The sequence below is a fragment of the Sabulicella glaciei genome, assembly GCF_026183895.1.
In the GTDB taxonomy this organism is placed as follows: domain Bacteria; phylum Pseudomonadota; class Alphaproteobacteria; order Acetobacterales; family Acetobacteraceae; genus Roseococcus; species Roseococcus glaciei.
In genome coordinates, this window is the sequence record NZ_JAPFQI010000006.1 from 1 (window position 1) to 24,758 (window position 24,758).

Sequence of the window (24,758 nt, forward strand, 5' to 3'; positions counted from 1 at the left end):
TTCCGCGTGCGGGGGCGTCTGGGGCGGGCGGCGGGTCTGCGCCTGCCCCGGTTGCGCGGGCCGCGCCGGGGCGGCAGGGCGCGCGGTGCCGGAAGCCGGCCGCTGCCCCTGGGCCGCGGGGCGCAGCTGCGCGGCGGGGCGGTTCTGCTGCGCGGGTGCGGCCTGGCGCGGTGCGGATGGCGCGGCCGGCGCGGCGCCAGACGCACGCGGAGGAGGCAAGGTGCCCGACTGGCCGAGGCTCGACTGCGCCCAGGCAGCCCCGCCCAAGCCGAGGGCAAGGAGGGTGATCAGGAAGAGGCTGGGCATCCCCGCCTTGGTGCCGCGTTGGGGCGCGACCGGTCAAGCCTGCGGCTGTCCTGGTCGAGAATTTCCGCCTGAGGTTGCAAGAGGTCCCGAAGCGTTCCCACGGCCCGTGCTGCGGCGCCGATCTGAGGGCTGTTCGAGATTCTTCCGTTCGGTGGCCACGCCCGGGCCAACGCCGAAGCCCGCGCCTACAGGCTCACCACCGTCCCGCCTGCCGTCGCCGCCAGGAACGACACCACCCCCGCCACCTCCACCCCCTCGGCGAGCGGCACCCCCTCCTGCCCTTCCATCCGCAGCCCCGCCTCGCAGGCGATCAGGCGGATGCCCAGCTCGCACGCCGCCGCCAGCAGCGTGGCGATGCCGGCCACCCCGGCCTTCCCCGCCGCCTCCTCGCGCTCATCCTGCAGCAGGGGCGCTTCGCGCAGGAGCAGTCGGCACCCCGCATTGGTGGCGAAGAGCGTCACGGGCCGCCCCAGCGCGGCGGCAGCGGTCGCGGTCATCAGCGCGAAATGCGCGCGCTCATGCCCACCCGAAAGGAGCAGCACGCCCAAAGGCTGCGTCACGGCGCGGCGCAGACCAGGGAAGGGGCGACGCGATGCGCCGACAGGTCGCGGATCGTGGCGCCGGGGCCGCAGAGTGGGCAGGCCGGGTCGCGCCGCAGCCGCACGTCGCGGAAGCGCATGTCCAGCGCGTCCCACAGAAGCAGCCGGCCCGCCATGCCTTCTCCCACGCCGAGAAGGAGCTTCAGCACCTCCGTCGCCTGCAGCGTTCCCATGACGCCGACCACCGCCCCCAGCACCCCGGCCTCCGAGCAGCTCGGCACCAGGCCCTCGGGCGGCATCTCGGGATGGAGGCAGCGATGGCAGGGAAACGCCCCGCCCTCATGCCCGCGGAACACGGAAAGCTGCCCCTCGAAGCGCAGCACCGCGGCGCTCACCAGCGGCTTGCCCAGCAGGTGGCACGCATCACCGAGCAGGAAGCGCGTGGGGAAGTTGTCCGTCCCGTCGCAGACCACGTCGTAGCGGGGGATGAGCTCCTCCGCCGCCTCTGCGTCCAGGCGGCGCGGGTGGAGTTCCAGCGTCACCTCGGGGTTGATGGCGCGCACCGCCTCGGCCGCGCTGTCCACCTTGGGCTGGCCGATCCGCGCGGTCGCGTGCGCCACCTGGCGCTGAAGGTTCGACAGCTCCAGCACGTCGTGGTCCAGCAGGCCGATCGTCCCCACCCCGGCGGCGGCCAAATACAGCGCAAGCGGCGAGCCGAGCCCGCCCGCGCCGACGACCAGCACCCGCGCCGCGCGCAGCCTGGCCTGGCCAACGGCCCCCACCTCCCGCAGCAGGATGTGGCGGGAATAGCGCTGCAATTCGCTGTCGGTGAAGTCGAGCTCCATGGCCGCCATATGGGGCCGCGCGGCCGGGCTTGACCAGGGCGGAAGGGCATGGCCGCCTTCCGCCATGCGCGTGCCCACCCAAAACCCGCCCCCCGGCATCATCGGCCAGAATCGCTCGATGCTGACCCCGCATTACTGCGTCTTTCCGCCAGAAGGGATCATGGATTCCTTCCTGCCGGACTGGCCGGGCTGCACGATCCGCTGGCAGTGCTCGCCGGAGATGGGGGCGCGCTTCGCCCAGGCGATGGTCCTCCTGCCGCCCGGATGCGGCACGGCGATCGAGGATGGGCTGGAGCATTTCCTCTACGTCACCGCCGGCGCGCTGGAGGTCGAGGCCGGCGGGAAGCGCGAAACGCTGCCGGTCGGCGGCTACGTCTACGTCCCAGCCGGGACCGGTTTTTCCGCGCGCAACGCAGGCGGGGCGGAGGCGCGGGCGCTCTGGGTGAAGCGCCCCTACCGGCCTGCCAAGGGCGTTCCCGTCCCCGGCGTCCTCCTGGGCCACCGCGACACCGCCCCGCGCGAGGAGAACGGTTCGCGCTGGCGCGTCCTGCTGCTGGGCACGCGCGAGCTGTCCATGGATTTCGAGATGAACATCATGGGCTATAGCCCCGGCGCGCATTTCTGGTGCGTCGAGACGCACATCATGGAGCACGGCATGGTGGTGCTGCAGGGCCAGTGCCTGCAGATGCTGGGCCGCGACTGGCACGAGCTGTGGGAGGGCGACTTCGTCTGGATGGGGCCTTACGTGCCGCAGCAGATCTACGCGACCGGCGCCGGGAATTGCGAGTATTTGCTTTACAAGGACGTGAACCGGGATGTGACGTTCTAGCACCGGCCACGGGCGCGTTCCGCAAGAGCGCAAGGATAAGGACGCAAGGATGCGGCCGGCAGCTCGTCCGGCCGGCCCCTGCATCCGATCAGGCCGGGCGTCGCCCTAAGCCCGCGCTTCGAGGATCATGTTGAACGGCGTCTCGGCAGCCCGGCGAATCATGCCGAATCCGCCCGCCGTGATGACCTCGCGCAGCTGCGCCTCCCCGGCCTGCGCCCCGAGCGCGGCACCCACCTCCTGCGACAGCGAGGTGGGCACGCAGATCATCGTCGATCCCGCGTAGTAGAGGCGCCCAACCGGGTTCAGGTTGTCCGCCAGGCGGTCTCCGGCCATCGGCTCGACGATCATCCACGTCCCGTCCGGCCGCAGCATTCGCTTCACATGCGCCGCCGCGCCCTTGGGGTCGCCCATGTCGTGCAGGCAGTCGAAGAAGGTCACGAGGTCGAAGCCGCCATCCGGGATGTCCTTGGCGGTTCCGATCTCGAAGCGGGTGTTGGCTTCCGCGCCGTGCTCCCGCGCATGGGCGCGCGCATCCTCGATGGAGGCGTCGTGGTAGTCGTAGCCGACGAACCGGCTGTTCGGGAACGCCTTGGTCATGATCACCGTGGACCAGCCGCAGCCGCAGCCCACGTCGGCCACGACGGCCCCTTCTCCAGCTTCGCCACCACGCCTTCGAGCGCGGGAAGCCAGTGCTGGACGAGGTGGTTCTGGTAGCCCGGCCGGAAGAAGCGCGCCGTGGCGCAGAACATGCACTGGAGGTTGCCCCAGGGCACGCCACCGCCGGTCCTGAACGCGTCCTCGATCTGGCCCTGGTTCTTCTGCATCGCCGCCATCAGGTCGAATGCACCCATCATGTTCACCGGGCTGTCCTCGACGACGAAGACCATCGCCTGCTCGGGCGGAAGCGAGAAGCGCCCGCTCACCTCGTCGTAGGACAGGTAGCCGGATGCGGCATTGAAGGAGAGCCACTCGCGCAGGTAGCGCTCGTGGATGCGGGTCTGCCTCGCCAGTTCGCCCGGGGTCATCGGTCCGCCCTGGTGCAACGCCTTGTAAAGGCCCAGCGTGTCGCCGATCCGCACCATGGGAACGCTGGCGGCGCCGCCCAGGTCGCCCAGCATCTTGCCAACGAGTTCGTTCAAACGCTCCGTGTTGATGTCCATGGACATCCTCCTCTGCGTCACGGACGTTCAGCGAGGCTACTCCTTCGTTTCATGCGAAGGCATTAATAATTCTTCAAGAGGACGGAGCATCCCGGCACGGTCCTCGCTCGCAACATGGTTTCTCCGCTGGCCGCGGACGCTGTCTCGCGCCTACAAAAAGCTCACCGGATCCACGTCCACCTGGACCCGCACGTTCCCCGGCACCTCCACCTTGTTCAGCCAGTCGCGCAGGATGGCCTGCACCGGCATGCCGCGCTCTGCCTTCAGCAGCAGCCGGTGCCGGTGCCGTCCGCGCAGCAGGGAGAGCGGCGCTGGGGCCGGGCCCAGCACCTGCAGCCCATCCCCCGATGGCGCGGCGAGGCCCAGGTCGCGCGCCGCGCGCTCCGCCGCACGTGCCTCCTCGCTGGACACGATCAGCGCGGCGAGGCGCCCGAAGGGCGGCCAGTGGCCGGGGCGGCGCTGCTCGGACTCGGCGGCCAGGAAGCCCTCGAAATCGTCGCGCAGCAGCGCGGCCATCACCGGATGGTCGGGGCTGAAGGTTTGCAGCAGGACGCGCCCCGGCGCCTCGGCCCGGCCTGCGCGCCCGGCCACTTGGTGCAGCAGCTGCATGGTCCGCTCCCCCGCGCGCAGATCGCCTCCCGCGAGGCCGAGATCGGCATCCACCACGCCGACCAGCGTCAGGTGCGGGAAGTGCCAGCCCTTGGCGACGATCTGCGTGCCGATGATCAGGTCCACCTCGCGCTCCTCGATGCGGCGCGCGGCCTCGGCGGCGGCGGCGGGACCGGGGATGGTGTCGCTCGCCATCACCAGCTTGCGCGCCTCGGGAAACAGGTCGGCGACTTCCTCCTGGATGCGCTCCACGCCGGGGCCGATCGGGACGAGGCTGTGCTCGGCGCCGCATTCCACGCATTCGGGCCGCACCGGCTCCACATGGCCGCAATGGTGGCAGGCGAGGCGGCGCTGCGCCCGGTGCTCCACCAGCCAGGCGGTGCAGTTCGGGCATTGCATGCGGTGACCGCAGGCGCGGCACAGCGTCAGCGGGGCGTAGCCGCGGCGGTTCAGGAACAGCATCGCCTGCTCGCCGCGCTCCAGCGTCTCGTGGATGGCAGCGGTGAGCGGCGGGGACAGGAACCGCCCGCGCTCCGGCGGGGTGGCGCGCAGGTCGACGGCGCGGATCTCGGGCAGGGCGGCGCCGCCGTGGCGCGTCGGAAGCTGCACGCGGGCGTAGCGCCCCGCCTCCGCGTTGGTGACGCTTTCCAGCGAGGGCGTGGCGCTGACCAGCACGCAGGCCGCCTCGCTCAGCCGCGCGCGCACCACCGCCATGTCGCGCGCGTGGTAGGTGACGCCATCCTCCTGCTTGAAAGCCGTCTCGTGCTCCTCGTCCACGACGATGAGGCCGAGATCGGGAAAGGGCAGGAACAGGGCGGAGCGCGCGCCGACCAGCACCGGCGCCTCGCCCTCCGCCACGGCGCGCCAGGTGACGCGGCGCGTGCGCGACGACAATTCGGAATGCCACAGCGCCGGCGGCGCGCCGAAGCGCCGCTCGAAGCGCGACAGCCATTGTGTGGACAGCGCGATCTCCGGCAGCAGCACCAGCGCCTGCCGCCCCGCCCGCAGCGTCTCGGCGATGGCGTCCAGGTACACCTCCGTCTTGCCGGAGCCGGTGACGCCCTGCAGCAGCGTCACCTCGAAGCGCCGCCGCGCGACGGAATCGCGCAGGAAGCGCGCCGCCTCCGCCTGCGCCTCGCTCAGAAGGGGGCTGTCCGCCTCTGGGTCCGGGCGGGGAAAGGCGGCGGCGCGCGGCAGCAGGGCCGGGGCGATCAGCCCGGAATTGGCCATGCCGCGGAGGACGCCGGGCAGCACCCCGGCCTCCCGCGCGAGGTCGCTGCCCGTCATGACCTGCTCGCCCAGCGCGGCCAGGGCGCGCGTGCGCTCGGCGGTCAGGCGCACGCCTTCGGGGGGCGGATGGACGGCGCGCCAGCCCCCGGTGGCCTGCGGCTCGTCCAGGGCGGAAGGGCTGCTCATCGCCATGCGCAGCACGGCGCCGGGCGGGGCCAGGGTGTAGGCGGACACCCATTCCACGAAGCGGCGCAGCGAGGGCGTCATGGGCGGGGCGGGCTTGGCCGCGAGGACGTCGCGCAGCCGCGACTCCGCGATGGGGTCCGGGTTCTCCGGCGGGTCCCAGACCACGCCCAGCGCGGTCCGCCCGCCCAGCGGCACCTCGACAAACGAGCCCGGCTCCGCCGCCACGTCGGGCGGCAGGCGGTAGTCGTAGGCCCCTTCCAGCGGCAGGGGCAGCAGCACGGGGACGCGGCGCGACGCGGCCGGGCGCGCGCGGCCGGAAGCGGGCTCCCCCGCCTCCAGCGCCAGCGTGTCCTGCGCCGATCGTGCCTTCCGGTCCGGTGCCGCCATGGGCTATCTGCTCCGCCGGGGCCGCCCCCGGTCCTCCTCTGGTGGAAAACGCCGCACAGCTTGGGAATCATGCAGCGATGAAGTTCTTCGTGGACAGCGCCGACGTGGCGGAGATCAAGTCCCTCGCCGGCACCGGGCTGATGGATGGCGTGACGACCAACCCCTCCCTCATCGCCAAGTCCGGCCGCAAGATGAGCGAGGTGATCGCCGAGATCTGCGCCCTGACCGAGGGCCCCGTTTCCGCCGAGGTCACCGCCGCCGACCTCGACACCATGCTGCGCGAGGGCCGCTACCTGCGCGACATCGCTCCCAACGTCGCGGTCAAGGTTCCGCTGACCGAGGCCGGGCTGCGCGCCTGCAAGGCCTTGTCCGACGAGGGGACGATGGTCAACGTCACCCTCTGCTTCTCCGCGCCCCAGGCCCTGCTCGCCGCCAAGGCGGGTGCCGCCTTCATCTCTCCCTTCATCGGCCGGCTGGACGACATCGGCGAGGACGGCATCCAGCTGATCGCAGACGTGGTCACGATCTACAGCAACTACAACTTCCGCACGGAGGTGCTGGCCGCCTCCATCCGCCACCCGGTCCACGTGCTGCAATGCGCCAAGATCGGCGCGCATGTCGCCACCATGCCGCCTGCCGTCATCAAGGCGCTGGTGAAGCACCCGCTGACCGATCGCGGGCTGGAGCAGTTCACCGCGGACTGGGCCAAGACGGGGCAGAGCATCCTTTGACGCCGGAAGGCGTCGAGGCTTGGCTGCGCGCGAACCCGGATTTCCTTGCGCGCCGCCCCGCCCTCTACGGGGCGCTCCAGCCGCCGCGGCGCTGGCACGGACCGGTCCTGGCCGATCACATGGAAGCGATGATCGAGCAGTCGCGTCGGGAAACCGCGCGGGTGCTGGAGGCGGGGCGCGCCCGGCAATCCCTCGGCGCGCGGGTGGGGGAGGCGGTGCTGGCCCTGCTGCGCGCCGCCGACGCGCTGGAATGCGCGGCCGAGGAATGGCCCGCCCTGCTGGCGCTTGAATCCGTGCGCGTCCTGGCCGAGGCGCCGCCGCGCCGCCATCTCGCCGCGCTGCACCCCGGCGAGGCCGCCCGCCTCCTTCCCCATTCCCGCCCGGTGATCCGCCCGGCGACCGGCTGCACGACGCTGCATGGCGAGGCCGCGCCCGTGGTGGCGCGGGAGGCGCTGATCCCCGCCGGGCCGGGGCGCCTGCTCGTGCTCGGCGCGCGGGAGGCGGTGCTGCTGCCCGCCCATCCGCAGCCCCTGTCCTTTCTCGGCCGCGCCCTGGCCGCGCGGCTCCCCGCGTGACGGGCGCCGAGGCCCGCACCGCCTTCTTGCTCTGGCTGGAGCGGGAGCGGCGGGCCAGCCCGCACACGCTGGAGGCCTATGGCCGCGACGTGGCGGATTTCCTGGGCTTCCTTTCAAACCATCTCGGGGGCGAGGTGGATCTGGCGGCCCTCGCCGACCTGACGCCGGGCGATCTGCGGGCCTTCCTGGCGGCGCGGGCGGCGGCGGGGGCGGGCAACGCCACGCGCGCGCGCCAGCTTGCGGCCATTCGCGCCTTTCTGCGCTTCCTCGCCAAGCATCACGGCCTGCCGCCCTTGCCGCTCGCCGGGATGCGCGGCCCGAAGCGCGTCCCACCCATCCCGCGCGCCCTTTCGCCCGTGGACGCGAAGGAGATCGCGGATTCGGTCGGGGTCGCCCACTCCGCCCCCGGCGCCGAGTCTCCCGCCTTCCAGACCGCGCGCGACACGGCCCTGCTGACGCTGCTCTATGGCTGCGGCCTGCGCATCTCGGAGGCGCTGTCGCTCGACCTGCGCGACGCGCCACTGCCGGGGGGCGAGGCGGCGCTGCGCATCACCGGCAAGGGCGGCAAGCAGCGCGTCGTGCCGGTGCTGCCGGCGGTGCGCCAGGCCATCGCCGCCTATATGAAGCAGCGCGGCGCCGGCGCGCCGGAGGAGCCGCTCTTCCTCGGCACGCGCGGCAAGCGCCTGGACCCGGCGGTGGCGCAGAAGGCGATGCGCGACGCGCGCCGCCTGCTGGGCCTGCCCGAGCACGCGACGCCACACGCACTGCGCCATTCCTTTGCGACGCATCTGCTGGCGGGCGGGGCCGACCTGCGCGCCATCCAGGAATTGCTGGGCCATGCCAGCCTGTCCACTACGCAGCGCTACACCGCGGTGGACGCGGAAGGGCTGCTGGCCACGTGGCGCTTGGCGCATCCGCGCGCGGATTGATCAGCCTGGCGGCTTGTCCACCAGGATGCGGAGCGCCTGCACGCCCTCCGGCAGTTCGAGCAGGAACTCGGCGTCGCGCGGCAAATGGTGGATGCGCGTCGGGTCGCCGCCCGTGAAGCGCGCCATCGCCTCCACATCCTCCCAGAAGGAGATGGTGACGAACTCCGTCTCCGTCTCGCGATCCTCGCGGAGAAGCTGCACGCCCAGCGCCTTTTCCTCCAGCGGGCGGATGCCCACCTCGCGCAGATAGGGCTCGTAGGCATCGGCGCGGTCGCGCGCGGTGCGCCCGCGCCAGATGCGCGCGATCGATCGTCGCGCGCCCGCTCACGGCGTCCCGACGCGAACCGTGCGGCCGGTCCGAGCCGCCTCGTAGATCGCCTCCATGGCCAGCATGTCGCGCAGGCCCTCCTCGCCGGGGGTGCGCGGATCGCGATTCTCGCGCACGCATTCGGCCATGTGGTCCAGCCCCGCCGCGAACTGGTTGTTCATCGGAAGCAGCAGCTCCGCTTCCCGCTCGCCCTCGCGCGAGACCCACATGCGGCGCAGATCGTAATCCGTCGCGGGGTCCATGCGCAGCGCCGCGTCGGTGCCCAGCACGGAAAGGCGCTTCGTCTCGAAATAGCTGTAGGAGGTGGAACCGTTGCAGAGCAGGCCGGAGGGCATGCGGAACTGCCAAGTGGTGCGGTCCTCCACCTCGCGGAAGCGCGGGTCGTCGGGGTCGCTCTGCGTCATCGCCATCACCTCCTCCGGCTCCTCGCCCGACAGGTAGCGCATGGCGTTCACCGCATAGATGCCGACGTCGAAGAGTGAGCCGCCGCCGGCCAGGGCGCGCTGGAGGCGCCACTGGTCCGCCGGCTCTTCCGGCTTCGCAGGGCGGCCGTGGTCGGAGGTGATGAGGCGCAACTTGCCCAGCTCCCCTTCCCGGATCATCTCGATCGCCTTGCGGTTGAAGGTCTCGTACTGCGCGCGATAGGCGACCATCAGCTTGCGTCCCGCCGCGCGCCCGGCGGCGATCATCTCCCGCGCCTCGGCGGAGGAGACGGCCATGGGCTTCTCGCACAGCACGTGCTTGCCGGCGCGGAAGGCGCGCTGCGTGTACTCGGCGTGCAGCGCGTTGGGCAGGATGACGTAGACCACCTGGATGGCGGGGTCGTCGGCGATGCGGTCGTAATTCGCATAGTCGTGGATGCCGCTTTCCGGCACGCCGTATTGCCGCGCCACCTCCCGCGCCTTGGCGGCGTCGCCGCTGACGAGGGAGACGAGCTTCGCTTGCCGGCAGAAGGCAAAGGAGGGCAGGATCTGGTTCAGCGCGAACTTGCCCAGTCCCACCACGGCGAAGCCCACCCGCTCCTCAGGCGACAGTGGGGCCTCGCGCTCCAGCTTCGGCATGGGGCGGCCAATGGCGCGCACGGGCGCGGGATCACCCTGCTGCGCCGCCGCCGAGCCCGACGCGGCGATCAGACCCGCGCCGGTGCCGCGGATCAGGCCGCGGCGCGGCATGGAGAAGGATGACATTGGCTGCGGCATGGCGGGCTCCTCGGGCAACGGGGAGCGCAACGCGACGCGGAGTGGGTGGTTCCGGCTTCCTATTCGGACAGGGGCTTGCCGCGCAGCGCCTTGGTGGTGCCGCGCTTCGTCTTGCTATCCATGCGGCGAAGCTGGGAGCCGCGCGTGGGCTTGGTCGGCCGGCGCTTGGGCGGGGGCGGCTTGCTCGCCTCCGCCAGCAACTCGGTCAGCCGCGCCATCGCATCCTCGCGGTTCCGCTCGCGGGTGCGGTGGGCCTGGGCGGTGATGACCACCACCCCGTCCTTGGTCATGCGACGCCCGGCAAGGGTGCGCAGCCGCAGCCAGACCCGCTCGGAGAGCCCCGCCTCCGCTGCACGGAAGCGGAGCTGCACGGCGGTTTCCAGCTTGTTGACGTTCTGCCCGCCCGGGCCGGAGGCGCGCAGGAAGTCCTCCTCGAGGAGGGCGGGGTCGGGCGTCACTCGCGCACGATGCCCAGTTCGCGCAGCAGCGCCTGGTTCGTGCGCGCCTCCGAAAGGAAGCGGTCGCGCAGGGCGTTGCCGGGCAGGAAGGAGGGGACGCCGTTCAGCCGCTCCGCCGCGGCGCGGTAGCCTTCCGATCGCACCGCACGCTCGCAAGCGCGCTCGATCGTCTCGGCGATGTTGTCCGGCAGGCCGGCGGGGGCGAGGAGGCCGCCATAGGTGGTGCCCGCCATGGGGTAGCCCAGCTCGCCCGTGCTCGGCACGTCGGGCAGGGCGGGCATGCGGCGGTCACCCAGCACGGCGATGACGGGCAGGCCGGTGGCGGCGGGGATCGCCGCGCTTTCGATGAACATCATGATCTGCCCGCCCAGCGCCGCCTGCGCGATCGGCCCCGCGCCCGCGAAGGGCACGTTCAGCCCCGACACGCCCGCCGCGCGCAGCAATTGCGCGGTGAGGATGTGCTGCGTGCTGCCCACGCCCGGGATGCCGTAGACCAGCGCCTCGGGCCCCGTGCGCGCATGGGCGATCATGCCGCGGAATTCGCGGAAGGGCGCGTTGCGCGCCAGGATCACCACCTGTGGGTTGTCGTAGACCAGGCACAGGAAGCGGAAGCTTTCCGGGTTGTAGGCGGCATTCTGCAGGTAGGGCTGCGTGGTGATGGCGTTGTTGGGCGAGATGCCGATCGTGTAGCCATCTGGCCGCGCGCGGGCGAGTTCGGAATTGCCGATCGCCCCGGCCGCGCCGCCGCGATTCACCGCAACCACCGGCTGGCCCAGCTCCCGCGTCAGCTCGGCCTGGATGGCGCGGGCCATCAGGTCGGTGTTGCCGCCAGGCGGAAAGGGAATGATGAGCTGGACGGGCCGGCTCGGATACGCCTCCTGCGCCAGGGCGGGGCCGGCGAAGAGTATGGCGAGCATCAGCGCGAAGCGGCGCATGGCGGTATCCTCCCTCTGGATGTTGCGCGGAGCCTAGACCGCCGGGTCCGGCGGAGGCAAAGCCCCTGCGGGCATCTCGTCCTTCAGCGCGATGCCGGTGGCGCCCAGCGCGCGTGCCTCGCGCAGGAGCCAGTGCAGCTTGGTCGCCGCCTCGGCGTGGGACAGGCCGCCGGGGCGGATGTTGCTGATGCAGTTGCGCTCCGCGTCGGTGCGGCCCGGGCGCGGCGCCCAGGTGAGGTAGAGCCCGACGCTGTCCTGCGCCGACAGTCCCGGCCGCTCGCCGATCAGCACCACCACTGCCTCGGCGCCGGTGGCGGCGCCGATCGCGTCGCCCAGCGCGACGCGGGCCTGCAGCGCCACCACGACGGGCCAGGGGGCACTGAAGGCTTGCAGCAGCGAGGCCGCCTGCGCCTGCACCCCGGCGGCGCAGAGCCCGTCCGCCACGACGACCACGACGCCGCCGCTGCGCGGCAGCAGCGCCGCATCCTCCGCCCGCAGCCGCCGACCCAGGTCGGGGCGCAGGAGGTATTCGCGCCGGTCGCGCGCCTCGCTCCGCACCACGGGGGCGGAAAACCCCAGCGCCGCCGGGTCCAGCGCCGACCACACGGCGTCGCGCGCCGCCGCGTGGGCTTCCTGGAAATCCAGCCACACCCCGGTGGGCTGCGCGTCGCCCACGCGGCCCAGTCCGACCCGCGCGGCGGTGAAGCGGCGAAGCTGTGCGGGCAGCATCAGGACAGGCCGAGCAGCGCGGGCGACAGCGCGCCGGGAATGCGCGCCCCTTCGCCGATGCCCGCGCGCTCCAGCCAGGCGGCGAATTCTGGTGCCGGGCGGCGGTCCAGCAGGCGCCGCGCGGTCAGCGCGTCGTGGAAGGAGGTGGACTGGTAGGCCAGCATCACGTCATCCGCCCCTGGCACGCCCATCACGTAGTTCACCCCCGCGAGGCCGAGGCACAGGAGCAGCGCGTCCATGTCGTCCGCATCGGCCTCGGCGTGGTTGGTGTGGCAGATATCCACCCCCATCGGCAGGCCCAGCAGCTTGCCGCAGAAATGGTCCTCCAGCCCCGCGCGGAGGATTTGCTTGCCGTCGAACAGGTATTCCGGCCCGATGAAGCCGACGACGCTGTTGACCAGCAACGGATCGAAGCGCCGCGCCACCGCGTAGGCGCGCGCCTCCACCGTCTGCTGGTCCACTCCGCCATGCGCCTCGGCGGAAAGCGCGCTGCCCTGGCCGGTCTCGAAATACATCACGTTGCTGCCCACCGTGCCCCGACCGAGCGCTAGCGCCGCCTCCTGCGCCTCCTCCAGCAGGGCGAGGGAGATGCCGAAGCTTTCGTTGGTGCGCTGCGTGCCGCCGATGCTTTGGAAGACGAGGTCCACCGGCGCGCCGCGCTCCATGGCGATGAGCGTGGTGGAAACGTGAGACAGCACGCAGCCCTGGGTGGGGATGCTGAAGCGTGTCCGCACCTCCTCCAGCAGGTCTAGCAGGCGCAGCACGGATTCAACGTTGTCGGTGGCGGGATTGATGCCGATGCAGGCGTCGCCCGCGCCGAGCAGAAGCCCGTCCAGGATGGCGGCGGCGATGCCGCGTGGGTCGTCCGTCGGGTGGTTGGGCTGCAGCCGCACCGACAGCGTGCCCTCCGTGCCCAGCGTGTTGTGCAGGCGCGTTTCCACCCGGCATTTCGCCGCGACGGAAACAAGGTCCGCGTTGCGCATGATCTTGGACACGGCGGCCGCCATCTCCGGCGAGATGCCCCGTCGGATCGCAGCGAGCTCGGCGGGCGCGGCCGCAAGCAGCCAGTCGCGGAATCCGCCCACGGTCAGCACCGCGACGGGGGCGAAGGCCGCCGCATCGTGATCCTCCAGGATGAGGCGGGACACGTCGTCCTCCTCCGGCGGGATGACGGGCTCGGCCAGGATGCGGCGCAGCGGCAGGTCGGCCAGGGCGCGCTGGGCCGCCACGCGCTCCTCCGCGGAAGCGGCCGCTATCCCGGCCAGCGCGTCGCCGGAGCGGAAGGGGCTGGCGCGCGCCAGCAAAGTCCGCAGGTCGGGGAAGACGTGGGTGGTGCCACGGATCGCGTGCCGGAACGCCATGCCCCCGCCTTGCCAGATTCCGCGACCGGGCGGAAACTCTTTCGCGAACAAGGGAACGACCGATGGAATCCGCACCGGCGGCAACGGCCGACTGGCCCGACCAGATCTATGACCTGCTGAAGCGCTATGACATCCGGCAGGTGGCGCTGGTGCCCGATGCGGGCCATGCGCGGCTGATCCGCCGCTGCCTCGCCGACAACGACCTGCGCGTCGTGACCTGCACGACGGAGGAGGAAGGGGTGGCCCTGATGCAGGGCGCGTGGCTGGGCGGGCAGCGCTCCGTCCTGCTGATGCAGTCCTCGGGCGTCGGCAACTGCATCAACATGCTGTCGCTCGGCACTATCCATCGCTGCCCGATGCCCATGCTGGTGACGATGCGCGGCGATTTCGGCGAGTTCAACCCGGCACAGATCCCCATGGGTCAGGCCACCCAGGCGACGCTGGAGGCGATGGGCACCATCGTCCACCGCGCCGACACGGACGCGGACCTGCTGCCCACCGTCGAGGCCACGCTGAAGCTCGCCTTCAACACCTTCCGCCCGACCGCGACGCTGATCGGCCAGCGCCTGCTCGGCGCCAAGACCTTCGGGAAGGACTGAGGGATGCTCGACCGACGCGAACTCTGCGCCGCCGTGCTCCAGGACCGCGGCGACCTCTTGGTGGTCGCCGGGCTCGGCGCCTCCGCCTGGGACATCACGGCCATCGGCGACACGCCGGCCAACTTTCCGCTCTGGGGCGGGATGGGCGGCGCGGTGATGATCGGGCTCGGCCTGGCGCTGGCGCAGCCGGACAGGCCGGTGCTGGTGATCACCGGCGATGGCGAGATGCTGATGGGCGTGGGCGCGCTGGCGACGATCGCGCACCAGGCGCCGCGCAACCTCGCCATCCTCGTTCAGGACAACGAGCACTACAGCGAGACGGGCGGCCAGCAGACCGCGACGCGCCACGGCACCGACCTTGCCGTGATGGCGGAGGGCGCCGGAATCAAGCGGACGCAACGCATCGCCTCGCTGGCGGATGCGGCGAAATTCCGCGACGCGGTGCATGCCAAGGAGGGGCCGGTCTTCGCCCTCGCCAAGATCGAGGCGAAGAACCTTCCCCTCGTCCTGCCGCCGCGCGAGGGCGCCATCCTCCAGGCTCGCATGCGCGAGCACCTTCTCGGCCCCGCCGCCCATCTCGCCTAAGGAAGACAAGACCCATGCCCCACGTCGCGCTTCTCCGCTCCCTCCATCCCGACGCGGAGGCCCGGCTGCGCGCCGAGCCCGGCTTCACGGTCGAGGTGGTGCACAACCCGGTGGGCGACGAGCTGCGCGACGCGATGACCCGCGCCGAAGCGGTGGTCGTCCGCGCCACGCCGATCAACGCGGAGTTCCTGGGTTTCTCGCCCAAGCTGTCCATCGTGGCGCGGCACGGCGTCGGCTATGACGCGGTGGACGTGCCGGAGCTGACCAAGCGCGGCATTCCGCTGACCGTGACCGCAGACGCCAACGCGCTGTCGGTGGCAGAGCACGCGCTGATGCTCATGCTCACCATCGCCAAGCAGATCAAGGTGTTCGACGAGAACACCCGCGCCTTCAAGTGGAGCACGACCGACGCGCCGACCGCCTATGATCTGTCGGGCATGACGGTGCTGGTGGTGGGCTTCGGCCGTATCGGCGGGCGCGTCGCGCGGCTGTGCCACGCCTTCGGCATGGACGTGCTGGTCTGCGACCCCAACGTGCCGATGAACACGGTGAAAGGTGCCGGCTTCCGCTACGCCAAGACGCTGGAGGAAGGGCTGGCCGAGGCCGACTGGGTCACCATGCACTGCCCCTCCAACGCCGAGAATCGCGGCATGGTGAATGCCGAGTTCCTGGGTGCGATGAAGCCCGGCGCGCGCCTGATCAACACCGCGCGCGGCACGCTGGTGCAGGAGGCGGCGCTGGCTTCGGCGCTGAAGTCCGGCCACGTCGCCGCCGCCGGTCTGGACGTGTTCTGGGAGGAGCCGGTGGCGAAGAGCAACCCGCTGCTGGGCGCGCCCAACGTGGTGATGACGCCGCACAGCGCCGCCGGCACGGTGCAGGGCATGCGCCGCATGGGACTTTCCGCCGTGTCCTCCATCATCGGCCACTTCAAGGGCGAGGTGGACCCGGACATGGTGATCAACAAAGAAGTGCTGCGGCTCAACCGATGAACCCGCTCCCCGCCCTCGCCGAGCACGCCGCCTCCTGGCGGAATGCGCCCTTGTCGGCGGAGGTGGCGCACGCCGCTCGCCGGGCGCTGGTGGACTGGTTCGCGGCGCTGCTGCCCGGCTGCCGCCTGCCGCCCGCTACGCTGATGGCGAAGGCGCTGGCCTCGGGGCGGGGGCCGGGGCGGGCCGTCTCCTATGTCGAGGGGACGCGCTGCGCGCTGCGCCACGCCGCGCTGCTCAACGGCACGGCGAGCCACATCGTCGAGTTCGACGACATCTGGCGCTGGGGCGTCTACCACCCCGGCTGCCCGACCGTCGCGGCGGCGCTGGCGGCGGCGCAGGAGCACGGGCGGGACATGGAGGCGCTGCTGCGCGCCATCACCGCGGGCTACGAGGTGTCGTGCCGCATCGCCTTCGCGGTGCAGCCCTCGCACTACGATTTCTGGCACACCACTGGCACGGTGGGCACCTTTGGCGCCGCCGCTGCCGTGGCCGTCATCCTCGATTGCGACGCGGAGCAGACGGCGCACGCCATCGCCACCGCCGCCACCATGGCGGGCGGCTTGCAGCAGGCCTTTCGCGGCGACGGCATGTCCAAGCCGCTGCATCCCGGCCACGCGGCGGAGGCCGGGGCCCTGGCCACCATGGCCGCGAAGGAAGGCATGACCGGCGCGCTGGACGTCTTGCACGGCCTCGCCGGCTTCGCCGCCGCCACCTCGGCCGATACGGGGCAGTGGGACAAGGCCATCGCCACGATCGGCAAGCCGCTGGCCGTCACCGAGATGACGGTGAAGAACCATGGCTGCTGCGGGCACATCTTCGCCGCGCTGGATGCCGTGCGCGACCTTCAGCGCGATGCGGGCTTCGCGGCTGACGACGTGGAGTCCGTCCATGTCGGCGGCTATGCCGCGACGGTGAATGTCTGCGACCGCCCGCATGCGGCGACGGAGCAGGAGGCGCGCTTCTCCACCCAGTTCACCGTCGCCACCATGCTGCTGCATGGCGGGGTGCGCCTCGCCGCCTTCGGGCCGGATCGCCTGGCCGACCCGGCGATCCGCGCGCTGATGCCGCGCGTGTCTGTCAGCCTCGATGCCGAGTGCGAGGCGGCCTTTCCCGGCCAGCGCTCCGCCAAGGTGACGGTGGCGCTGAAGGACGGGCGCAGCCTGTTCCGTCACCAGCCGACGCGGCGTGGCGATCCGGACGCCCCGCTCTCCGACGCCGAGCTGGACGAGAAGTTCATGGAACTGTCCGGCCCCGTCCTGGGCGCGGCACCAGCACGCGACTTCCTGCGCGGGCTGCGGGTGGGCGACACCCTGCCAGGGGAAGTCGCGTTGGCCTGAGGATGAAGCTCGCCCTGTTTGCGGATGTCCACAGCAACCTCCAGGCGCTGGAGGCCTGCCTGGAGCACGCGGCGACGCAGGGCGCACAGCGCCTGCTGTTCCTGGGCGACCTCGTGGGTTACGGGGCCGATCCCTCGGCGGTGGTGGCGCGGGTGCGCGGCCTCGGCGCGCCTTGCCTTCAAGGCAACCACGACCAAGCTGCCACCCATGGCCCGCGTGGCTTCTCCCCGCTTGCCGCCGCCGCGATGCGCTGGACGCAGGGCGCGCTGTCGGCCGAGGATCGCGCCTGGCTGGATGCCCTGCCCCTCCTGCTGGAGGAGGAGGACCGGCTTTTCGTCCATGCCGATGCCTCTGCACCCGCCGAGTGGCGCTATGTCGAGGGACCGGCGGAGGCGCAGAGGAGCTTGGCGGCGACGGAGGCGCGCCTGACCTTCTGCGGCCACACGCACGTGCCCCTGCTTTGCGGGCTCTTGCCGAGCGGGCAGGTGGCCGCGCTCCGCCCGCCCATGTCGGCGCCGGTGCGTCTGGAGGCGCCCGGGCGCTGGCTTTGCGTCATGGGCGCGGTCGGGCAGCCGCGGGACGGCCGCCCGGCGGCCTGTTACGGCTTGTTCGACACCGGCACGAATGAGTGCACCTGGATGCGCGTGCCCTACGACGTGGCGGAGGCCGCGTCCCGCATCCGCGCCGCCGGATTGCCTGAGGAACTGGCCGCGCGGCTGGCCGTGGGGCGCTGAACCGGTGGTGACGAAGGGTGCGATGGAGCGGGCGATGGGAATCGAACCCACGACATTCAGCTTGGGAAGCTGACGTTCTACCTCTGAACTACGCCCGCGCTCCGTCCCCAGACATACCGGGGACGGCGGCGGGCGGCAAGCCGTCAGGCGGCCCGCGCCAGCTGCGCCCGCGGGTCGCGCCGCGCCAGCCGCCCCAGCAGGTACTCCACCTCCGCCCGCGCGGCGGCCGAAAGGGCAGAGGCCGGGCGGCGCTGCGCGTCGCTGGCCAGGACGCCGCGCCGCATCAGCACGTATTTCCGCACCGCCAGCCCCACGCCAGGCTGCAGCTCGTAGCGGATCATGGGCAGGTGGGCGTCGAACAGGTCGTGCGCCGCCTCGCGATCGCCCTTCGCCGAAAGCCGGACGAGGTCCACCAGCATGTCGGGGAAGGCGTAGCCGGTCATGGCGCCGTCCGCCCCGCGCTCCATCTCGAAATCCAGGAACACGCCGCCATTGCCGCACAGGATGGAAAGCGGGCGCAGCGTGCCCTCTTTCTGGAAGCCGCGCAGGGCGCTGATCTTCTCCAGCCCCGGCCAGTCCTCGTGCTTCAGCATGACGCAGGAGGGGCATTCGCTGACGATGCGGCGGATCAGCGCGGGCGGCATCTGCACCTGGAAGAGCTGCGGATAGTCCTGCAGCACCCAGGGCACGTCCTCGCCGATCGCCTCCACCGCCTGGCGGAAATAGGCAAGCACCGCCTCGTCGTTGCGCAGGTGGCTGGGCGGCGCGATCATCACCCCAGCGGCGCCCGCATCCATCGCACCGCGCGCCAGGGCCCGCATGGCGGCGAAGCCGGGGGCCGAGACGCCGACCACTACCGGCGCCTTGCCAGCACGGCGGGCGATGCGCGCGGCGAAGCCCAACGCCTCCGCCCCGTCCAGCTTCGGCGCCTCGCCCATCACGCCGAGCACGGTGAGCCCGTCGCAGCCGGATTCCAGGAAGAAGTCGGTCATGCGGTCGGCCGAGGCGTCGTCCAGCCGACCATCCGGGTGGAAGGGGGTGGGGGCGATCACGAAGACGCCCCGGGCGGATTCATCAAGCTTCATGGCGCGGCCCCGGCAGTTGCGGACGGGCCGGCGCTACCGCCCGCCCCGGCGCCATGGTAGCGCCGGAGCGGCGAAGCGCGAGGGGGCCGCAATGGACAGCGACACGAGGCCGGAGGTGACGGCGGCGGATCTGGACGCGGCGGCGGCACGGCTGCGCGGCGTGGCGCATCGCACCCCGGTCATGCGCTCGGGCCAGCTGGACAGGCGCAGCGGCACGCGGGTCTTCCTGAAATGCGAGAACTTCCAGCGCATGGGGGCCTTCAAGTTCCGTGGCGCCTTCAACGCCTTGGCGCAGATCCCGGAGGCGCGGCGGCGCGCAGGGGTGCTCGCCTTTTCCTCCGGCAACCATGCCCAAGCCGTGGCGCTTTCGGCGCGGCTGCACGGCGCGCCCGCGCTGATCCTGATGCCGCACGACGCCCCGCCAGCGAAGGTGGAGGCTACGAAGGGCTACGGGGCGGAGGTCCGCGTCTACGACCGCTTCACCACCGACCGCGAGGCCCTGGCGGCGGAGATCGCGGCGGAGCGCGGCATGGAGCTCATCCCGCCCTTCGACGACGCGCGCATCATCGCGGGTGCCGGCACGGCAACGGCCGAATTGCTGGAGGAGATGCCGGCCCCCGCGCTGATCCTCGCCGGGCTGGGCGGGGGCGGGCTGCTGGCCGGCACCGCCGTCGCCGCCAAGGCGCGCCATCCCGGCTGCCGCGTGGTGGGGGTGGAGCCGGCGGAGGGCGATGACGGGCTGCGCTCGCTGCGCGCGGGGGAGATCATCCGCATCTCGCCGCCGCGCGGCCTCGCGGAAGGGGCGCTGGCCACCCATGTCGGCGCGCTGAACTTCCGGCTGATGCGGCGCCTGGTGGACGACGTCGTGACGGTCACCGATGACGAGATCGTGGCGGCGATGCGCTTCCTGGCCAGCCGCATGAAGCTGGTGGTGGAGCCGACCGGCGCCCTGGCGGTGGCGGCGCTGCTCGCGGGCAAGGTGGATGCGGCGGGCGGGCCGGTGGGCGCCATCATCAGCGGCGGCAACGTGGATCTTGACCGCTTCGCCCGGCTCATCGCCGGATAGGGTTCAGCCTTCCGGCTGGCTGATCGCCCCGCGCGCGGCGATCAGCGCCTCCACCCGCTCAGCCAGATGCGGGCCGCTCACCGGCTTGCGGATGAGGGAGAAGGCGCCGCTGATCGCGCCGCCCACCGCCAGCGCCGCCCCATCCCCAGCATAGCCGGTGAGCAGGATGGCGGGCAGGCCGGGCCGCCGCGCTTGCGCCTCGTGGATCAGGGCGAGGCCGCTGGCGCCCGGCATGGACAGGTCGGTGACCAGCACGTCCACCACCACGCCCGCTTCCATCAGCGACAGGGCCTGGGCGGCGTCGGCGGCGCAGGCGGTCTGGAACCCCGCCGCCTCCAGCTCCGCGGACACGGTCAGGCGCACCACGTCGTTGTCGTCCACCAGCAGGACGTGGCGCCCCGGTCGCGCCTGGGCCGGCCGCACCGCTTCCGGCCGCGCCGCGGGCATGGGGGAGGGGATGTCCGCCTCGGGCAGCCACAGCGTCACCGTCGTGCCGTGGCCTGGCGCGCTTTCCACCGCCATGGCGCCGCCCGACTGCTCGGCGAAGCCGCGCGCCATGGACAGGCCCAGCCCGGTGCCGCGCCCTTCCGGCTTGGTGGTGAAGAAGGGCTCCGACACGCGCGCCAACGTCGCCGCGTCCATGCCGGTGCCGGTGTCGGACACGGCGACGCGGACATAGCCGCCGGGGGCAAGGCCCAGCGGGTGCGGCGCATCGGGCGTCACCGTCTCCGCCGCCGCCACGAAGCGCAGCGTCCCGCCTTCCGGCATCGCGTCGCGCGCATTGGTGGCGAGGTTCACCAGCACCGTCTCCAACTGGCCCTTGTCGGCCAGCAACGCGGGCAGACCAGGCGGTGCCTCGGTCGAGCAGCGGACGCCATCCCCCAGCGTGTGGGTCAGCACCTCGCACAGCCCGGCGAGCAGGGCGCCGGCTTCCACCGGCTCCGCCCGCAGCTCGTCGCGCCGGGCGAAGGACAGGAGGCGGCGCGTCACCGTGACGCCACGCCCCGTCGCCTCCAGCACCATGCGGGCGAGGCGCCGCACCCCGTCCGGGTCGTCCGGCCGGCGCTCGATCAGCGACGCGCCGCCCTGCACGGCCTGGAGGACGTTGTTGAAGTCGTGCGCGATGCCGCCGGCCAGCTGGCCCAGCGCCTGCATCCGCTCGGCATGGGCAGCGCGGCGCTGCGCCGCCTCGCGCGCCGCCACCTCCTCGCGCACCCGTGCCTCCAGCCCGGCATTCAGGCGGCGCAGCTCGTCGCGGGTGCGGGCCTCGAGGGCGAGGCGCGCGCGTTCCTCGCCGGCGCGGCGCGCTTCCTCCTCCCGCGCGCGGACGGTGGAGGCGGCCTCCGCTAGGACGGCGGCGACGCGGTCCACCTCGGCCACGCCCGCCGGCACCCGCACCACCTCCCCGCGCCCCGCCGCCTCGGCCGCCCGGGTCAGGGCGTGGACGCGCCGCCCCAGGTGCCGCCCGGCCAGAAACGCCGCCAGCAGGGCCGCCAGCAGGGCTGCCGCGCCCAGCGTGGCAAGGCGATGGAGGGAATCGCCGGCCTGCTTGTGCAGCACCGCTTCCGGCGCGGCGACGGAAACGGTCCAAGGCGCGACCTGGAGGCGCCGCGCCACGGCGATCACCCGCTCCCCCGTGACACGCTGGGTCGTGGTCAGCATCACTTCGCCCGGGGCGGCGGTGGCGGCGAAATCCGCCATGGCGCGCGGCGCGGGGGCCGCGGTGCGGTCGCCCTGCGGGGTGGAACTGTGGGCGACAAAGCGGCCATTGGCGCCGATCAGCCCGGCTAGGCTTCCGGGCGGCAGCGCCTCCTCGATCACCGCCTCGAAGCTATGGGTGCGGATGGCCGCCACCAGCACCCATCCCGGCGCCGCGGGCAGCGGCACCGCGACGGACACCAGGGGCACCTGCGCCACGCTGCCCACGAACGGATCGGAGATGGCGGTGCGCCCCACCGCCGCTTCGGCGATGCGCGGAGCGGGCGAGGCAGCGGGCAGGGCCTCGCCGGGTCCGGCCAGGGTGTTGAGCGCGAGGCGCCCATCCGGCCTGACCAGGATCATGTTGTGCCAGCGCGGGTTGCGCGCCAGCATCGCCTCCAGCCGGGGCCGCAGTGCCTCGGGCGAAGCGGTTTCCGCCGGCGCGATGGCGAGGGCGGCGCTTTCCAGGGCGCGAACGGTGCCCGCGATTTCCCGGTCCACCGTGGCGCCGAAGGCCTGGGCTTGGTGGGACAGCGTTTCCAGCGCGGCGCGGCGCGCTTCCTCGCCCTCGCGCCACAGCAAGGCGGCGGAGAGGCCCAGCACGGGCAGCAGCGCCCCGGCCACCAGCAGGACGAGATGGGTGCGGAACCTCATCCCGGCCATGGCGGCCCCCCGGTCATGCGACGCGCTCCACCCGCAGGGCGAGGCGTCCGGCGGCTTCCAGAAGCTGCGCGGTCGTGAAGGGCTTGGCGAGGAGGGGCACGGTTTCGAAGCCGGCGGGCAGGCTTTCCGGCCCGTAGCCGGACACGAAGATGAAGGGCACGCCGCGCAGGCGCAGCGCCGCCGCCACCTCGCCCACCGGACGGCCGCGCAGGTTCGCGTCGAGCAGCGCGGCGTCGAAGCCGTGCGGCAGGCTGGCGAGGCGCAGCGCCTCTTCATGGGTGGAGGCGCTGGCCGCGATCGTGCCGCCTGCCTCCTGCAGCGCCGCCGTGACCTCCATGGCCACCAGCGGCTCGTCCTCCACCAGCAGGAAGCACATGCCTCCCAGGTTGCCGGTGACGGCGGGCGGGCGCTCTGGCGGCGGCGCGGGGCGCGGGCGGAGGGGGCGCACGGACGCGGCGCCGGCGGCGATGGGCAGCGACACTTCCCAGCGCACCCCATCGGGCTCGAACCGGACACGCGCGTCGCCACCCCCGGCGCGGGCCGTGCGCTCGATCAGCGCGGAGCCGAAGCCACGATGCGCGGGGGGCTGCACGGGCGGGCCACCGCCCTCCGCCCAGCGCAGCACGACATGGTCGCCCGCCGCTTCCCAGCGCAGCGCGACGCGGCCGGCGGGCACGGAAAGCGCGCCGTACTTCACGGCATTGGTGAAAAGCTCGTGCAGAATCAGGGCGGCGTGCAGCGCGGTCTGCGGCTCCAGCCGCACGGGCGGGCCTTCCGCCTCCACCCGCGCCTCCTCCACCGCGCCCAGCGCCAGCTGCTCGCGCAGGATGTCACGCAGCTCCGCACCCTGCCAGGTTTCCGCGCTCAGCAGCGAATGGGCCTGGGACAGGGCGAGGAGGCGGCCGGAGAAGCTTTGCGCGAAGCGGTCGGGATCGCGGCTCTGGCGCAGCGTCTGCTGGCCGATCGCCATGACGGTGGCGAGAGTGTTCTTGACCCGATGGTTCAGCTCGCCGACCAGGAGGCGCCGCGTCCGCTCCGCTTCCGCCCGCTCGGTGATGTCATGCGCGACGCATAGGACGAGGCGGCGCCCATCCGCGCTCGTCCCGACCGCCCCGGCCACGAGGTTCCAGGTGCGGGGCGGCGCGCCGCGCGGATGCAGCTCGGTTTCCACCCGCACCCGCTCGGCTTCCCCGCTCAGCACCGTACCCAGGCGCTCCAGCACGGGGGCCGCCGCGTCGGGGCAGGCGAGCCGCGCCCAGGCGGCGAGGTTCGGCACATCCTCGCGTCCCAACGCCGCCTGGCCCAGCCATTCCGCGTTGGCGGTCAGCACGCGCCCCGTTTCGTCGCAGAGCAGCATGGGGGCGGGGGCGAGGTCGAGCGAGCGGCGGAAGCGGCGCTCGCTGGCCTCGATCTCGTCGCGCTGGCGCTGCAGCTCGCGACGCTGCTGGTCGAGCTGGAGGAATACTTCCGTCTTGCGGCGGAGGATGTGCGGATTGAAGGGCTTGACCAGGTAGTCCACCGCCCCGGCCTCGTAGCCCTTGAACAGGCGCTGCTCATCCGTGCCGGCGGTGAGCAGGATGATCGGCACGCGCCGCGTGCGCGAGGCGCCGCGCATCAGCTCCGCCAGCTCGAAGCCGTTCATGCCGGGCATCTGCACGTCGATCAGCGCCAGGGCGAATTCGTGCACCAGCAGCAGTTCCAGCGCCTCGGGCCCCGAGGCGGCGGTGTGCAGTTCCAGCCCGTCCTGGCGCAGCACCGCCTGCAACGCGTGCAGGTTCTCGGGCACGTCGTCGACGAGGAGGAACTTCACCGGCTCAACCATGCCTCGCCTCCACGGCTGCGCGCCTCCGGTAGATGCGTTCCTCGCCCACGAACTCCTCGAAGGCATCGGCATGGCCCGAGAAGCGGATCGTTTCCCGCGGGCCGAGCCCCAGGAAGCCGCCGCGCGCGAGGGAGTCGCGGAACAGCCCCACGGCGCGGCGCTGCAGGCCGGACCCGAAGTAGATCAGGACATTCCGGCAGGAGACAAGGTGAGTCTCGGAGAAAACCGCATCGGAAACGAGGCTGTGGTCGGAGAAGACGACGCGGTCGCGCAGGGAGCGGTCCATGGCCGCCGCTCCGTAGGCCGCCGTGTAGTGGTCGGAGAGCGAGGAATGTCCGCCCGACAGGCGGTGGTTCTCGGTGAACTCGGGAATGCGGTCGAGCGGGTAGATCCCCGCCCGTGCCTTTTCCAGCGCCGCCGGGCTGATGTCGGTGGCGTAGAAGACGGTGCGCGACTCCAGCCCTTCCTCGCGGAACAGGATGACGAGGGAATACAACTCCTCCCCCTCGGCGCAGCCGGCCACCCAGACCTTGAGCGAGGGCCAGGTGGCGAGAAGCGGCACCACCTGCCGCCGCAGGGCGAGCCAGTAGGAGGGGTCGCGGAACATCGCGCTCACCTGCACGGTGAGCAGCCCGACCAGTTCCGGCACCACCGAAGGCTCGTGCAGCACGCGGTGCTGAAGCATGGATAGGCTCGCGCAGCCCAGCTTCTCCCGCGCATGGTCCAGGCGCCGCACCATGGAGGGCAGGGAATAGCCGCGGAAATCGTAGCCGTGCCGGTGGAACAGCGCGTCCAGCAGCAGCCGCGCCTCCAGCTCCTCGGGATCAGAGGGAGGCTGGTCCAT

General features: G+C 72.4%; 25 protein-coding genes, 1 tRNA gene and 1 pseudogene. 10 read left to right on the plus strand and 17 right to left on the minus strand.

What is annotated here, in order from left to right:
- From OF850_RS09865 to OF850_RS09875, 3 genes and pseudogenes are all read right to left on the minus strand, one after another.
- Positions 1-306, minus strand: a pseudogene (locus OF850_RS09865) (hypothetical protein); the annotation flags it as partial.
- Positions 307-491: 185 nt separating this feature from the next.
- Positions 492-866 carry a DsrE family protein gene (locus OF850_RS09870; protein ID WP_301589894.1) on the minus strand — a complete coding sequence of 125 codons (375 nt, stop codon included), beginning with the start codon at positions 864-866 and terminating at the stop codon, positions 492-494.
- Complete coding sequence (locus OF850_RS09875; RefSeq protein ID WP_301589895.1) at positions 863-1,699, minus strand: HesA/MoeB/ThiF family protein; 837 nt, start codon at positions 1,697-1,699, stop codon at positions 863-865. The genes OF850_RS09870 and OF850_RS09875 overlap by 4 nt, the downstream gene beginning before the upstream one ends.
- Between OF850_RS09875 and allE the strand changes: the two genes are divergently transcribed.
- Positions 1,689-2,519 carry a (S)-ureidoglycine aminohydrolase gene (allE, locus tag OF850_RS09880; protein WP_301589896.1) on the plus strand — a complete coding sequence of 277 codons (831 nt, stop codon included), beginning with the start codon at positions 1,689-1,691 and terminating at the stop codon, positions 2,517-2,519. The genes OF850_RS09875 and allE overlap by 11 nt on opposite strands.
- Before the next feature lie 105 nt (positions 2,520-2,624).
- Here allE and OF850_RS09885 read toward each other — a convergent pair whose 3' ends face one another.
- From OF850_RS09885 to OF850_RS09895, 3 genes are all read right to left on the minus strand, one after another.
- Entirely contained in the window at positions 2,625-3,158 is a 534-nt protein-coding gene (locus tag OF850_RS09885) for a class I SAM-dependent methyltransferase (protein ID WP_301589897.1), read from the minus strand.
- Complete coding sequence (locus OF850_RS09890) at positions 3,119-3,679, minus strand: hypothetical protein (RefSeq protein WP_301589898.1); 561 nt, start codon at positions 3,677-3,679, stop codon at positions 3,119-3,121. The genes OF850_RS09885 and OF850_RS09890 overlap by 40 nt, the downstream gene beginning before the upstream one ends.
- A gap of 150 nt (positions 3,680-3,829) precedes the next feature.
- Positions 3,830-6,091, minus strand: a complete 2,262-nt coding sequence (locus OF850_RS09895; RefSeq protein ID WP_301589899.1) for a primosomal protein N' — start codon at positions 6,089-6,091, stop codon at positions 3,830-3,832.
- A 77-nt stretch (positions 6,092-6,168) separates the two neighbouring features.
- Here OF850_RS09895 and fsa point away from each other — a divergent pair, with 77 nt between their 5' ends.
- Genes fsa through OF850_RS09910 form a run of 3 tightly spaced genes read left to right on the plus strand, consistent with a single transcriptional unit; the run spans position 6,169 to position 8,326 of the window.
- Positions 6,169-6,822 carry a fructose-6-phosphate aldolase gene (gene fsa, locus OF850_RS09900; protein WP_301589900.1) on the plus strand — a complete coding sequence of 218 codons (654 nt, stop codon included), beginning with the start codon at positions 6,169-6,171 and terminating at the stop codon, positions 6,820-6,822.
- Entirely contained in the window at positions 6,819-7,397 is a 579-nt protein-coding gene (locus tag OF850_RS09905) for a hypothetical protein (RefSeq protein ID WP_301589901.1), read from the plus strand. Before fsa ends, OF850_RS09905 begins: the two co-directional genes overlap by 4 nt.
- The gene (locus OF850_RS09910) at positions 7,394-8,326 is read left to right on the plus strand and encodes a tyrosine recombinase XerC (RefSeq protein WP_301589902.1); all 933 of its coding nucleotides are present in this window, start codon (positions 7,394-7,396) and stop codon (positions 8,324-8,326) included. The genes OF850_RS09905 and OF850_RS09910 overlap by 4 nt, the downstream gene beginning before the upstream one ends.
- On the opposite strand, the gene OF850_RS09915 is transcribed toward OF850_RS09910, so the two are convergent.
- Genes OF850_RS09915 through eutB form a run of 6 tightly spaced genes read right to left on the minus strand, consistent with a single transcriptional unit; the run spans position 8,327 to position 13,336 of the window.
- Complete coding sequence (locus OF850_RS09915; RefSeq protein ID WP_368044685.1) at positions 8,327-8,632, minus strand: antibiotic biosynthesis monooxygenase family protein; 306 nt, start codon at positions 8,630-8,632, stop codon at positions 8,327-8,329.
- Between the two features lie 18 nt (positions 8,633-8,650).
- Positions 8,651-9,853: a Gfo/Idh/MocA family protein gene (locus OF850_RS09920; RefSeq protein WP_301589904.1), complete on the minus strand. Its 1,203-nt coding sequence runs from the start codon at positions 9,851-9,853 to the stop codon at positions 8,651-8,653.
- 59 nt (positions 9,854-9,912) lie between these two features.
- Entirely contained in the window at positions 9,913-10,311 is a 399-nt protein-coding gene (gene arfB, locus OF850_RS09925; protein WP_301589906.1) for an alternative ribosome rescue aminoacyl-tRNA hydrolase ArfB, read from the minus strand.
- A complete protein-coding gene (locus OF850_RS09930) occupies positions 10,308-11,246 on the minus strand; it encodes a Bug family tripartite tricarboxylate transporter substrate binding protein (RefSeq protein WP_301589907.1) in 939 nt (312 codons plus the stop codon). Before OF850_RS09930 ends, arfB begins: the two co-directional genes overlap by 4 nt.
- Before the next feature lie 33 nt (positions 11,247-11,279).
- Positions 11,280-11,975, minus strand: a complete 696-nt coding sequence (gene eutC, locus OF850_RS09935) for an ethanolamine ammonia-lyase subunit EutC (RefSeq protein ID WP_301589908.1) — start codon at positions 11,973-11,975, stop codon at positions 11,280-11,282.
- The gene (gene eutB, locus OF850_RS09940; RefSeq protein WP_301589909.1) at positions 11,975-13,336 is read right to left on the minus strand and encodes an ethanolamine ammonia-lyase subunit EutB; all 1,362 of its coding nucleotides are present in this window, start codon (positions 13,334-13,336) and stop codon (positions 11,975-11,977) included. The genes eutC and eutB overlap by 1 nt, the downstream gene beginning before the upstream one ends.
- Positions 13,337-13,398: 62 nt before the next feature.
- On the opposite strand from eutB, the gene OF850_RS09945 reads away from it, so the two are divergent.
- Genes OF850_RS09945 through OF850_RS09965 form a run of 5 tightly spaced genes read left to right on the plus strand, consistent with a single transcriptional unit; the run spans position 13,399 to position 17,580 of the window.
- Positions 13,399-13,935 (plus strand): phosphonopyruvate decarboxylase, encoded by a 537-nt coding sequence (locus tag OF850_RS09945; RefSeq protein ID WP_301589910.1) that lies wholly within the window; start codon positions 13,399-13,401, stop codon positions 13,933-13,935.
- A 3-nt stretch (positions 13,936-13,938) separates the two neighbouring features.
- Positions 13,939-14,520, plus strand: coding sequence for a thiamine pyrophosphate-dependent enzyme (locus OF850_RS09950; RefSeq protein WP_301589911.1), 582 nt, complete (start codon positions 13,939-13,941; stop codon positions 14,518-14,520).
- A gap of 14 nt (positions 14,521-14,534) precedes the next feature.
- Positions 14,535-15,509 carry an NAD(P)-dependent oxidoreductase gene (locus OF850_RS09955; RefSeq protein ID WP_301589912.1) on the plus strand — a complete coding sequence of 325 codons (975 nt, stop codon included), beginning with the start codon at positions 14,535-14,537 and terminating at the stop codon, positions 15,507-15,509.
- Positions 15,506-16,846, plus strand: a complete 1,341-nt coding sequence (locus OF850_RS09960; RefSeq protein WP_301589913.1) for an MmgE/PrpD family protein — start codon at positions 15,506-15,508, stop codon at positions 16,844-16,846. The genes OF850_RS09955 and OF850_RS09960 overlap by 4 nt, the downstream gene beginning before the upstream one ends.
- 2 nt (positions 16,847-16,848) lie before the next feature.
- Entirely contained in the window at positions 16,849-17,580 is a 732-nt protein-coding gene (locus tag OF850_RS09965; RefSeq protein WP_301589914.1) for a metallophosphoesterase family protein, read from the plus strand.
- Positions 17,581-17,603: 23 nt separating this feature from the next.
- On the opposite strand, the gene OF850_RS09970 is transcribed toward OF850_RS09965, so the two are convergent.
- Positions 17,604-17,678, minus strand: a tRNA-Gly gene (locus OF850_RS09970).
- Positions 17,679-17,723: 45 nt separating this feature from the next.
- On the minus strand, positions 17,724-18,665 hold the full coding sequence (locus OF850_RS09975) for a dihydrodipicolinate synthase family protein (protein WP_301589915.1): 942 nt from the start codon (positions 18,663-18,665) through the stop codon (positions 17,724-17,726).
- On the opposite strand from OF850_RS09975, the gene OF850_RS09980 reads away from it, so the two are divergent.
- On the plus strand, positions 18,664-19,731 hold the full coding sequence (locus OF850_RS09980) for a threo-3-hydroxy-L-aspartate ammonia-lyase (protein WP_301589916.1): 1,068 nt from the start codon (positions 18,664-18,666) through the stop codon (positions 19,729-19,731). The genes OF850_RS09975 and OF850_RS09980 overlap by 2 nt on opposite strands.
- A gap of 3 nt (positions 19,732-19,734) precedes the next feature.
- Here the strand turns inward: OF850_RS09980 and OF850_RS09985 are convergent, their stop codons facing one another.
- From OF850_RS09985 to OF850_RS09995, 3 genes are read right to left on the minus strand one after another with little or no spacing between them, the layout of a single operon-like run.
- Positions 19,735-22,092: a hybrid sensor histidine kinase/response regulator gene (locus OF850_RS09985; RefSeq protein WP_301589917.1), complete on the minus strand. Its 2,358-nt coding sequence runs from the start codon at positions 22,090-22,092 to the stop codon at positions 19,735-19,737.
- A 13-nt stretch (positions 22,093-22,105) separates the two neighbouring features.
- Complete coding sequence (locus OF850_RS09990; RefSeq protein ID WP_301589918.1) at positions 22,106-23,914, minus strand: response regulator; 1,809 nt, start codon at positions 23,912-23,914, stop codon at positions 22,106-22,108.
- Complete coding sequence (locus OF850_RS09995) at positions 23,907-24,758, minus strand: CheR family methyltransferase (protein WP_301589919.1); 852 nt, start codon at positions 24,756-24,758, stop codon at positions 23,907-23,909. Before OF850_RS09995 ends, OF850_RS09990 begins: the two co-directional genes overlap by 8 nt.